At 41.6% G+C, this 11,581-nt stretch carries 10 protein-coding genes and 1 pseudogene; 8 read left to right on the top strand and 3 right to left on the bottom strand.

Features of this window, described 5'->3' with window-relative positions; genetic code table 11:
• Positions 1–107: 107 nt before the first annotated feature.
• Together H7N67_RS01460 and H7N67_RS01455 are read left to right on the top strand one after the other, a co-directional pair.
• A complete protein-coding gene (locus H7N67_RS01460) occupies positions 108–1,652 on the top strand; it encodes a flagellin B (RefSeq protein WP_000010021.1) in 1,545 nt (514 codons plus the stop codon).
• Between the two features lie 62 nt (positions 1,653–1,714).
• Positions 1,715–3,598, top strand: coding sequence for a motility associated factor glycosyltransferase family protein (locus tag H7N67_RS01455; RefSeq protein ID WP_187938819.1), 1,884 nt, complete (start codon positions 1,715–1,717; stop codon positions 3,596–3,598).
• A 9-nt stretch (positions 3,599–3,607) separates the two neighbouring features.
• Here the strand turns inward: H7N67_RS01455 and H7N67_RS01450 are convergent, their stop codons facing one another.
• Positions 3,608–3,904: a hypothetical protein gene (locus tag H7N67_RS01450; RefSeq protein WP_187938818.1), complete on the bottom strand. Its 297-nt coding sequence runs from the start codon at positions 3,902–3,904 to the stop codon at positions 3,608–3,610.
• 20 nt (positions 3,905–3,924) lie between these two features.
• On the bottom strand, positions 3,925–4,563 hold the full coding sequence (locus H7N67_RS01445) for a class II aldolase and adducin N-terminal domain-containing protein (protein ID WP_025446198.1): 639 nt from the start codon (positions 4,561–4,563) through the stop codon (positions 3,925–3,927).
• A 210-nt stretch (positions 4,564–4,773) separates the two neighbouring features.
• Between H7N67_RS01445 and H7N67_RS01440 the strand changes: the two genes are divergently transcribed.
• The 3 genes from H7N67_RS01440 to dnaK are packed head-to-tail and all read left to right on the top strand — an operon-like array spanning position 4,774 to position 8,069.
• Positions 4,774–5,604 carry an HrcA family transcriptional regulator gene (locus H7N67_RS01440; protein WP_187938817.1) on the top strand — a complete coding sequence of 277 codons (831 nt, stop codon included), beginning with the start codon at positions 4,774–4,776 and terminating at the stop codon, positions 5,602–5,604.
• Positions 5,604–6,176, top strand: a complete 573-nt coding sequence (gene grpE / locus H7N67_RS01435) for a nucleotide exchange factor GrpE (protein ID WP_187938816.1) — start codon at positions 5,604–5,606, stop codon at positions 6,174–6,176. The genes H7N67_RS01440 and grpE overlap by 1 nt, the downstream gene beginning before the upstream one ends.
• Positions 6,177–6,206: 30 nt before the next feature.
• Positions 6,207–8,069, top strand: a complete 1,863-nt coding sequence (gene dnaK / locus H7N67_RS01430; RefSeq protein ID WP_187938815.1) for a molecular chaperone DnaK — start codon at positions 6,207–6,209, stop codon at positions 8,067–8,069.
• Between the two features lie 239 nt (positions 8,070–8,308).
• On the opposite strand, the pseudogene H7N67_RS01425 reads toward dnaK, so the two are convergent.
• Positions 8,309–8,890 (bottom strand): annotated as a pseudogene (locus tag H7N67_RS01425) (hypothetical protein).
• A gap of 113 nt (positions 8,891–9,003) precedes the next feature.
• On the opposite strand from H7N67_RS01425, the gene H7N67_RS01420 reads away from it, so the two are divergent.
• From H7N67_RS01420 to H7N67_RS01410, 3 genes are read left to right on the top strand one after another with little or no spacing between them, the layout of a single operon-like run.
• A complete protein-coding gene (locus H7N67_RS01420) occupies positions 9,004–9,921 on the top strand; it encodes an O-acetylserine-dependent cystathionine beta-synthase (protein WP_187938814.1) in 918 nt (305 codons plus the stop codon).
• Between the two features lie 20 nt (positions 9,922–9,941).
• On the top strand, positions 9,942–11,084 hold the full coding sequence (locus H7N67_RS01415) for a cystathionine gamma-synthase (RefSeq protein ID WP_187938813.1): 1,143 nt from the start codon (positions 9,942–9,944) through the stop codon (positions 11,082–11,084).
• Between the two features lie 37 nt (positions 11,085–11,121).
• Positions 11,122–11,580 (top strand): S-ribosylhomocysteine lyase, encoded by a 459-nt coding sequence (locus H7N67_RS01410; RefSeq protein WP_187938812.1) that lies wholly within the window; start codon positions 11,122–11,124, stop codon positions 11,578–11,580.
• The last annotated feature ends 1 nt before the right edge of the window (position 11,581 follow it).

Below are 11,581 nucleotides of genomic sequence, written 5' to 3'. Positions count from 1 at the left end.
ACTAAACGATTCATTAAACCATAAAATTCTATAACGGCGCTAAAAATCAAAGAGTTGGAACACCCTTTGCTTGACTAACAGCAAATATCTATGCAAAGGATGCAAACATGAGTTTTAGGATAAATACCAATATCGCCGCTTTAACTTCTCATGCGGTAGGGGTTCAAAACAACAGAGACCTTTCAAGCTCGCTTGAAAAGTTAAGCTCAGGGCTTAGGATCAATAAAGCCGCTGACGATTCTAGTGGGATGGCGATCGCTGATAGCTTAAGGAGTCAAAGCGCGAATTTAGGCCAGGCGATTCGCAACGCTAATGACGCTATTGGTATGGTTCAAACCGCAGACAAAGCGATGGATGAGCAAATCAAAATCTTAGACACCATTAAAACCAAAGCCGTTCAAGCCGCTCAAGACGGGCAAACTTTAGAAAGCCGAAGAGCGCTCCAGAGCGATATTCAAAGGTTGTTAGAAGAACTAGACAATATCGCTAACACCACAAGCTTTAACGGCCAACAAATGCTTTCAGGAAGTTTTTCTAACAAAGAATTTCAAATTGGCGCGTATTCTAACACCACGGTTAAGGCGTCTATTGGCTCAACGAGTTCGGATAAAATTGGGCATGTGCGCATGGAAACCTCTTCTTTTAGCGGTGAAGGCATGCTCGCTAGCGCAGCCGCGCAAAACTTGACTGAAGTGGGATTGAATTTCAAACAAGTCAATGGCGTGAATGATTATAAGATTGAAACCGTGCGTATTTCTACAAGTGCTGGCACAGGGATTGGAGCGTTAAGCGAAATCATCAACCGCTTTTCTAACACTTTAGGCGTTAGGGCGTCTTATAATGTCATGGCCACCGGCGGCACTCCCGTGCAATCAGGAACTGTGAGAGAACTCACCATTAATGGCGTAGAAATTGGGACCGTGAATGATGTGCATAAAAACGACGCTGACGGGAGGTTGACTAACGCCATTAACTCCGTCAAAGATCGCACCGGCGTGGAAGCGAGCTTGGATATTCAAGGGCGCATTAATTTGCACTCCATTGACGGGCGCGCGATTTCTGTGCATGCAGCGAGCGCGAGCGGTCAGGTTTTTGGGGGAGGGAATTTTGCAGGGATTTCTGGGACACAGCATGCGGTTATTGGGCGCTTAACCTTGACCAGGACCGACGCTAGAGACATCATCGTGAGCGGTGTGAATTTTAGTCATGTGGGCTTTCATTCCGCTCAAGGGGTGGCAGAATACACCGTGAATTTGAGAGCGGTTAGGGGCATTTTTGATGCGAATGTGGCTTCAGCAGCTGGAGCGAACGCTAATGGCGCGCAAGCTGAAACCAATTCTCAAGGTATAGGGGCTGGGGTAACAAGCCTTAAAGGAGCGATGATTGTGATGGATATGGCGGATTCAGCGCGCACGCAATTAGACAAGATCCGCTCGGATATGGGTTCGGTGCAAATGGAATTGGTTACAACCATTAATAATATTTCTGTAACCCAAGTGAATGTTAAAGCGGCTGAATCTCAAATCAGGGATGTGGATTTTGCTGAAGAGAGCGCGAACTTTTCTAAATACAATATTTTGGCGCAAAGCGGGAGTTTTGCTATGGCGCAAGCGAATGCGGTGCAACAGAATGTCTTAAGGCTTTTACAATAACAGCCCTTTTAATTCAAAGGGGCGTTAGCCCTTTTTATCAGTTATTTTTATAAGTTAGAATGATGGATATTTATCAAAAAAACTTACAAGCTCTTTTCAAAAAAGACCCTCTTTTGTTCGCAAAGCTCAAAGCCATTAAAGAAAACAAAAAATACGAAGTGTTTTTAGGGAATGATAGCGCGAATTTCAACCTCTTAGATAAAGAAACAAACACGCCCTTATTTGAAAAAAGCCCGCTAGATTCAAGCTTAGAGCTATACAAAAATAGCGAAATTCACATGCTTTATCCTTATTTGTATTATTTTGGCTTGGGTAATGGGGTGTTTTATCGCTTGCTTTTAGGCAATGAAAATTTAAAACGCTTGGTGGTCATTGAGCCTGAAATAGAGGTTATTTTCATTGTGTTGAATCTTTTGGATTTTTCCACTGAGATTTTAGAAAATCGTTTGATTTTATTGCATGCGGCTTTTTGCCATTACAACATGATCGCTTCATTGTTTGATATGGATAAAAAATCTCGTTTATACGCAAGAATGTATGATTTAAAACTTTTTAACGCTTATTATGAACGATACTCTCATCAAATGATAGAAATCAACCAGCATTTCACGCGCGCTTTAGAGCATGGCGCTATTAGCGTAGGCAATGACGCTAAAGACGCGCTTATAGGCATCAAACAGCATGCCGCTAATTTGCCTGAAGTCATCAAAAGCCCTAGTTTGGTGGATTTTGTGAGCGCTTTAAAAAACAGAGATACCGCTATTATTGTTTCAACCGGGCCCAGTTTGAACAAACAACTCCCCCTTTTAAAAGAAATCGCTCCTTACGCCACGCTTTTTTGCATAGACGCTTCTTTCCCTATTTTAGCTAAAGCCGGTATCAAGCCTGATATTGTGCTGTCTTTAGAAAGGGTGGATTTAACGGCGAAATTTTACGAAGAAACCCCCTTAGATTTTCAAGAAGGCGTTATTTTTGCTCTGACTTCCATTGTGCATAAACGATTGATTCAAGCGATTAAAAAAGGGGTTAAACAATTCAGTTTCCGCCCCTTTGGTTATACCAACCTTTTTGATTTGCACCAGTATGGTTATGTGGGCATAGGCATGAGCGCAGCGAACATGGCGTATGAATTAGTAGTGCATTCTCGTTTCAAAAGATGCGTGTTTATCGGGCAAGATTTGAGCTTTTCACAAAGCGGTAACAGCCATGCTAGTGGGGCGATTTATGGCGATAGAGAGATCAAGCCTAAAAAAGATAAAGACAAGATCTTTATAGAAAAATACGGGGGTAATGGGGAAGTAGAAACCACTTTAGTGTGGAAACTTTTCTTAGAATTTTTTGAAAAAGATATTTTCAACACGCCCTATAAACTAGAAGTCATTAACGCTACTGAAGGGGGGGCTAGGATTAAAGGGACTAAAGAAATGCCTTTTAAAGAAGTGTGCGAAAAAATAGATAAGTCCAAGCCAAAGCCTCCTATCAATCTTATTTATCCTACCCAATCAGAGCAAGATAAAAATTTAAAGATCGCCAAGCAAAAATGCGAAGAGATCATCAAATACGCCAATGAGAAAAAAACGCAAGTTGAAGAAGCGTTTTTAAAGGTGGCAGAATTTTTAGAAAAAGTGGAAAAGCTTCATGAAGAAAAAAAATTAGAAGAGTTGGATTTTGAAGAATTAGAAAATTTGAGCGCTGAAATTGATAATGTTAAAGAGCTTTTTGATGACAAGCGATTCAGTTCGTATTTTATGGATGCGATACAATCTTACATCTTCCACCAGGAATTGCATATCGCTGAAATCGTGTGTAAAAAAACGAGTAATGAAGACGGATTAAGGGCTAAGCAATTAGAATATATTTACGCGCACAAATACTGGCTTTTTAGTTTAGCGGGCGGGATGGATTGCGTGATAGAAGCGATCAAAATGGCTTTAAAAGAATGGTAAAACCCCTTTTTAAGCGTATGTGTCTAGGTTGGAATAAATTTCAGGGGTATTTTCGCCATCAACAAGGCTTTTCTCAACTTGGGATCTGTCTTTGATTATGCCGTCATTATTGATAGCGTTTAAAGCTTGTAGTCGGTCAAAATCAGGGGCGTTTTGCGTATTATCTTGGCTGAAACCATCTTGAATACTGCTTTGTTGTAAATCCTGCTCTGCTTGATTCCTGTCCTTTATGGTTGCGTCATTATTGATATTGTTCAAGGTTTGGAGCTGTGTGAAATTAGGGGTGTAACGGGTGTTGATGGTCATGTTTTATCCTTTTTAGCTTTTTACACGCTCAATCGTGGATCATCATTATAGCAATAATCCATTAAATCGCCCAATCGTAAAACCTTGCATGAGTTTTCAATCAAATCAAAAACTTCCATGAGTTTAGAAAGCTCCCTATGGTAGGCAAAAATCCCACACCCCTTAATGAAAACAAAATATTTCTTACTCTCTTGCAATTGGCGTAAAATTTCTGTATCCGCTCTTTCTTGCCAGCTGTCATAGTCTTTGGGGTTAAAAATAACGATTTCTTCGCCCAAAGAACGATACCCTAAATAATCCCTAGGGAGCAATCGGTTATGGCGCAAGGAATACGCTAGGCTATAAGGAGGGCGTGCGTAAGCGATGAATTTAGCGTCCAAAAACTCCCGATACACGCTCGCATGAATGGGCGAATCCAGGCTCGCTTCTTTCCAGCGGTAATCTATCTTGTCATGCAAGACCAGTAAGGTGTTTTCATTCAATTGATCAAAAACAGCGTTTCTTTTATTGATCACAAATTGATTAGCACCAATGCGCGCCGAAATGGAGCCTTGATAAAGCCCAAAAAAACCCTTTCTAAACATGGATAATGAAATGCTTTGGAGCGAATGGATCAGCCCGCTGTCAATGCCTCTTGTGTGTGTGTTCATGTTTAACATGATAACAAGTTTTTTTAATAAAAGGTATTAGTTGCCCAATAGATCTAAATTAAATTAATTCTATAAAAAATCCTAATTTAATTCTAGTAAATAAATTTAGTGATACAGACTAAACTTTAAAGAAAAATCAGGTAATTTTTATCACTTTTTCAAAACAAGTGATAGATTATTAACTTTTTGCGCTATAATGCGAGAGTTCTTTCATCAAGAATGGTGATTGACGAGATTTTTCAAATAATGATGTTAAGAAGAATTAAAGTAGGTTCTGATTTGAATAAAAAAGAGAGTTTGTTAGATGCGTTTGTTAAAACCTATCTGCAGATTTTAGAACCCATTAGCTCTAAACGCTTGAAAGAGTTGGCAAACTTGAAAATATCTTGTGCGACGATCAGGAATTATTTTCAAATCCTTTCTAAAGAAGGCATGCTCCATCAAGCCCATTCTAGCGGCGCTAGATTGCCTACTTTTAAGGCGTTTGAAAACTATTGGCACAAGTCGTTGCACTTTGAAGTTTTAAAGGTGAATGAAAAACGCTTAAAAAGTGCAAGTGAAAATTTTGGGCTTTTTACGCTGTTAAAAAAACCCAGTTTGGAGCGTTTAGAAAGAGTCATTGAGTGCGAAAAACGCTTTTTGATTTTGGATTTTTTGGCGTTTTCTTGCGTGCTGGGTTACAGCGTTAAAATGGAGAAGTTTTTATTAGAACTTGTGGGCAGGAGCGTTAAAGAAGTGCGCTTAATCGCTGCTTCTGTCAATGCGTTGAGTTTGGCCAGACAATTAGAGCGTTTGGAGTATTCCAACACACAAATCACACGCTTTAATCTGATGGGGTTAAAAACGCTTTTAAACAGCCCTTTATTTTTTGACATTTTAGGGGGTAAGGTTTTGGAGCGTTTCAAAAAGGGTTTGCATTTTATAGAGCCTGATTGCATGCTAGTAACACGCCCCATAGAATTTCAAAACAAACGAATGCAACTACTTTGCGTGGGGAAATTGGAATGCGATTATGAAGGGTTTTTTCAAACGATTTCTGAGGAGGAATAATGAAAGATGAACACAACCAAGAACACGATTTAAGCCCAAAAGAGCCAGAATTTTATCAAAAGGCTTGCGCTTGCAAAGGACAACAAGGTGAAGAAAAACAAGAAGCGAGCGAAAAAGAAGGCGAGATCAAGGAAGATTTTGAGCTTAAGTATAAAGAAATGCACGAAAAATACTTGAGAGTGCATGCGGATTTTGAAAACGTGAAAAAGCGCTTAGAAAGAGACAAGAGCATGGCGTTAGAGTATGCGTATGAAAAGATCGCATTGGATCTATTGCCAGTGATTGATGCACTTCTTGGGGCTCATAAGAGTGCTGTAGAAGTGGATAAAGAGAGCGCTTTAACCAAAGGCTTGGAGCTTACGATGGAAAAATTGCATGAAGTTTTGGCAAGGCATGGCATTGAGGGGATTGAATGCTTAGAAGAATTTGATCCTAATTTCCACAATGCAATCATGCAAGTCAAAAGCGAAGAAAAAGAAAACGGGAAAATCGTGCAGGTTTTGCAACAGGGTTACAAGTATAAGGGTAGGGTTTTGAGGCCGGCAATGGTGAGCATTGCTAAAAACGATTAAAAACATTTATTTTAAAAGAAAGGATAACGCATGGGAAAAGTTATTGGAATTGATTTAGGGACAACCAACTCCGCAATGGCGGTGTATGAAGGCAATGAAGCAAAGATTATTGCAAATAAAGAGGGTAAAAACACCACTCCTTCTATTGTGGCTTTTACGGATAAGGGCGAGATTTTAGTGGGCGAGAGCGCCAAAAGACAAGCGGTTACTAACCCAGAAAAAACCATTTATTCTATTAAAAGAATCATGGGCTTGATGTTTAATGAAGATAAGGCTAAAGAAGCCGAAAAACGCTTGCCTTATAAAATTGTGGATAGGAATGGGGCTTGCGCGATTGAGATTTCGGGTAAAGTTTATACCCCTCAAGAGATTTCAGCCAAAATTTTAATGAAGCTCAAAGAAGACGCTGAAAGTTATTTGGGCGAGAGCGTTACGGAAGCGGTGATCACGGTTCCGGCTTATTTTAACGACAGCCAAAGAAAAGCGACTAAAGAAGCCGGCACGATTGCAGGGCTTAATGTTTTAAGGATCATCAATGAGCCTACCAGCGCGGCGTTAGCCTATGGCTTGGATAAAAAAGAGAGCGAAAAAATCATGGTTTATGATTTGGGTGGGGGGACTTTTGACGTTACCGTTTTAGAAACAGGCGATAATGTCGTGGAAGTTTTAGCCACAGGGGGCGATGCGTTTTTAGGGGGCGATGATTTTGACAATCGTGTGATTGATTTCTTAGCGGCTGAGTTTAAAAGCGAAACGGGCATTGAAATCAAAAACGATGTGATGGCGTTGCAACGCTTGAAAGAAGCGGCTGAAAACGCTAAAAAAGAATTGAGCTCTGCGATGGAGACTGAAATCAATTTGCCCTTTATCACCGCAGACGCTACCGGGCCTAAACACTTGGTTAAAAAACTCACTAGGGCTAAATTTGAAAGCTTGACAGAAGATCTCATGGAAGAAACGATTTCTAAAATTGAAAGCGTGATCAAAGACGCGGGGCTAACCAAAAATGAGATTTCAGAAGTGGTGATGGTGGGCGGCTCCACTCGTATCCCTAAAGTCCAAGAAAGGGTGAAAGCCTTTATCCACAAAGAGTTGAATAAAAGCGTCAATCCTGATGAAGTTGTAGCGGTGGGCGCGAGCATTCAAGGGGGCGTGTTAAAAGGCGATGTGAAAGATGTGCTTTTATTAGACGTTACGCCTTTAAGCCTTGGGATTGAAACTTTAGGGGGCGTGATGACTAAAGTGATTGATAGAGGCACGACTATTCCTGCGAAAAAATCTCAAGTGTTCTCAACCGCTGAAGACAACCAGCCCGCTGTGTCCATTATGGTTTTACAGGGCGAAAGGGAATTGGCAAGGGATAATAAATCTTTGGGTAAATTTGATTTGCAAGGCATCGCGCCAGCTCCAAGAGGCGTGCCGCAAATTGAAGTAACCTTTGATATTGACGCTAACGGGATTTTAACCGTGTCAGCGCAAGATAAAAATACCGGCAAAAGCCAAGAGATTAAAATTTCTGGATCTAGTGGGTTGTCTGATAGCGAGATTGAAAAAATGGTTAAAGACGCTGAATTGCACAAAGAAGAAGACGCTAGGAAAAAAGAAGTGATTGAAGCGAGAAACCATGCCGATAGTTTGGCGCACCAAACCCAAAAGAGCCTTGATGAGCATAAAACGAATTTGAATGAAAACGACGCTAACGAGATCCAAAACGCCATTAACACTCTTAAAGATTGCATCAAAAACGATAACGCTACTAAAGCGGAGCTTGAAGACAAAACGAAATTATTAGCACAAGCGGCTCAAAAACTAGGCGAAGCCATGGCGAATAAAAACAACGCCGAGCAGCCCAAGAAAAAAGACGATGATGTGATTGATGCGGAAGTGGAGTAAAAACGCTTTTAAAACTTCTTTCAAGCGGGCGGTTTTAATCAAAATCCGCTTGCTTTTCTCATTTTTATCAATGGGATACCGATTGCAAAATCTAACAAACACTCAAAGCGTTTTTTAATCCAAATATCAAAACTTGATTGTAACCAAACGATAGCTTTTTTAAGGTTTAGCTTAAAAGCGTTGGTGGGATTTTAGGAAAATCCCTTATGAGAGAGTTCTTTTTGGTATGGGGGGGTGTTTTAATGGCTTGCGCTAGATGGCTCTAATTCAAGATACGCAGTAGGCATTTGATTAAATTCGTTAGCAAAGCGTAAAAAATCGTTGGTAATGTTTTCAAGATCGGCTTCTAAATCGTCATAGCTCTCTCGATAATGGGCGCCTCCATTAGGTTTAACGATCTTGTCATACGCTTGGCATTTTTAAAGCTCTTTTTCCTCATCTTGCTCTGTGGATCGACCTATGCGAAGATAAAACCTTTTTGCATCCTTCTTGCGCCAACAGTAAGCAAACCAAATATAAAAACCTTTTTTGGGGGTTGGTTTCTCACCATTGACAAACCCTTCCCCTAAAATATCCTGACAGCAAAAGGCGATGGATGGCTCATGGGATAAATTCCCAGAGCCAAGACTGATTTTACACGCATAACCCCATGGCTCTAAAAACTTGTTCAGCCCGTTTTGGCATGAAGCATACTTTGGTATTTTTGGAGTTCTGCCTGTTTGTTTTTCCTCTTGCATTTTAGCGTCAATTGACGCTACAAATTCTCTTAACAAGTCCTGAAACGCTTTTCTTTGCTCCTCATTCCATTCTATTTTTTTCATATCAACTTCTCAATCCATCTTAATAAGCCAACATTTTATCCTAAATTTATTCCATTTAACGAGTTTAGGCATAATCGCAAAATTGAATTTTATTGTTTGTTATAGGAGGAATGATGATTATCACCACAATGCAAGACGCCATAGGCCGCACTCCCGTTTTTAAATTCACTAACAAGGATTACCCCATTCCCGTAAAGTCCGCTATTTACGCCAAACTGGAGCATTTAAACCCGGGAGGGAGCGTTAAAGATCGCTTAGGCCAATACCTTATAGAAGAAGGGTTTAGAACAGGCAAAATCACTTCTAAAACAACCATCATTGAGCCTACCGCAGGCAATACCGGCATCGCTCTAGCCCTAGTTGCGCTCAAGCACCATCTCAAAACCATCTTTGTTGTCCCGGAAAAATTCAGCACAGAAAAACAACAAATCATGAGAGCTTTGGGGGCTTTAGTAATCAACACGCCTACTAGCGAGGGGATTTCTGGCGCCATTAAAAAAAGTAAAGAGTTAGCCGAAAGTATCCCTGATAGCTATTTGCCCTTGCAATTTGAAAACCCTGACAATCCCGCCGCTTACTACCACACCCTAGCCCCTGAGATTGTCCAAGAATTAGGCACAAATTTTACGAGCTTTGTAGCCGGGATAGGGAGTGGAGGCACTTTTGCTGGCACGGCCAGGTATTTGAAAGAACGCATCCCTAATATCCGCTTGATTGGGGTGGAGCCGGAGGGTTCTATTTTGAATGGAGGAGAGCCTGGGCCTCATGAGATTGAGGGCATTGGCGTGGAGTTCATTCCTCCTTTTTTCGCAAACTTGGATATTGATCGTTTTGAAACGATTTCAGATGAAGAGGGTTTTAACTACACTAGGAAGTTAGCCAAGAAAAACGGCTTATTAGTGGGGAGCTCTAGCGGTGCCGCTTTTGCGGCAGCCTTGAAAGAAGTGCAACGCCTCCCCAAAGGCAGCCAGGTTTTAACCATTTTCCCGGATGTTGCCGATCGTTATCTTTCTAAAGGTATCTATTCATAAATTCATCAAAAGGAAAAACCATGCGCATGCAAACCAAATTAATCCATGGGGGCATTAGTGAAGACACGACAACGGGGGCAGTGAGCGTGCCTATTTATCAGACTTCCACCTACCGCCAAGACGCCATAGGCCGCCACAAGGGCTATGAGTACTCTCGCTCAGGCAACCCCACGCGCTTTGCTTTAGAAGAACTCATTGCCGATTTAGAAGGGGGGGTTAAGGGGTTTGCTTTTGCCTCTGGTTTAGCCGGGATTCACGCCGTTTTTTCCCTCTTGCAATCAGGCGATCATGTGTTATTGGGCGATGATGTTTATGGGGGGACTTTCCGCTTGTTTAATAAGGTGCTTGTCAAAAACGGGCTTTCTTGCACCATTATAGACACTAGCGATATATCCCAAATCAAAAAGGCTATCAAACCCAACACCAAAGCCCTTTATTTAGAAACCCCTAGTAACCCCTTGCTTAAAATCACGGATTTAGCGCAATGCGCTAGTGCCGCTAAAGATCATGGTTTGCTCACTATCGTGGATAACACCTTTGCCACCCCCTATTGCCAAAACCCGCTTCTTTTAGGAGCGGACATCGTGGTGCATAGCGGCACAAAATATTTAGGCGGGCATAGCGATGTAGTCGCTGGGCTTGTAACCACCAATAATGAAGCGCTAGCCCAAGAGATCGCTTTTTTCCAAAACGCTATCGGTGGGGTTTTAGGCCCTCAAGACAGCTGGCTGTTGCAAAGAGGGATTAAAACGCTAGGATTACGCATGGAAGCCCATCAAAAAAACGCCCTTTGCGTGGCTGAATTTTTAGAAAAACACCCTAAAGTAGAGAGGGTTTATTACCCGGGTTTGCCCACCCACCCTAATTACGAGCTAGCCAAAACCCAAATGCGTGGTTTTAGCGGGATGCTCTCTTTCACCCTCAAAAATGACAGCGAGGCAACTGCTTTTGTAGAAAGCCTTAAATTATTCATTTTAGGCGAGAGTTTGGGCGGGGTGGAAAGCTTGGTTGGGATTCCAGCGCTAATGACTCATGCGTGTATCCCTAAAGCACAACGAGAAGCTGCCGGGATCAGAGATGGTCTGGTGCGCTTGTCTGTGGGGATTGAGCATGAACAGGATTTGTTAGAAGATTTAGAGCAAGCGTTCGCTAAAATAAGCTAAAGTTTCATTACAATTTATGAATAAAGGAGTTAAAAACATGAAAATGAATGTAGAGAGTTTCAATTTGGATCACACCAAAGTCAAAGCCCCTTATGTGCGCATCGCTGATCGCAAAAAGGGCGTTAATGGGGATTTGATTGTCAAATACGATGTGCGCTTCAAGCAGCCCAACCAAGATCACATGGACATGCCAAGCTTACACTCTTTAGAGCATTTAGTCGCTGAAATTATCCGTAACCATGCCAGTTATGTCGTGGATTGGTCGCCTATGGGTTGCCAAACAGGGTTTTATCTCACGGTGTTAAACCATGACAATTACACAGAGATTTTAGAGGTTTTAGAAAAGACGATGCAAGACGTGTTGAAGGCTAAAGAAGTGCCTGCCAGCAATGAAAAGCAATGCGGTTGGGCGGCTAACCACACTTTAGAGGGCGCACAAAATTTAGCACGCGCTTTTTTAGACAAACGCACTGAATGGTCTGAAGTGGGGATTTGAT

It is taken from the genome of Helicobacter pylori, from assembly GCF_014498195.1.
Classification (GTDB): domain Bacteria; phylum Campylobacterota; class Campylobacteria; order Campylobacterales; family Helicobacteraceae; genus Helicobacter; species Helicobacter pylori_DO.
Note: the sequence above shows the minus strand (reverse complement) of the source record. Positions and strands in the feature narration are given on the sequence as shown.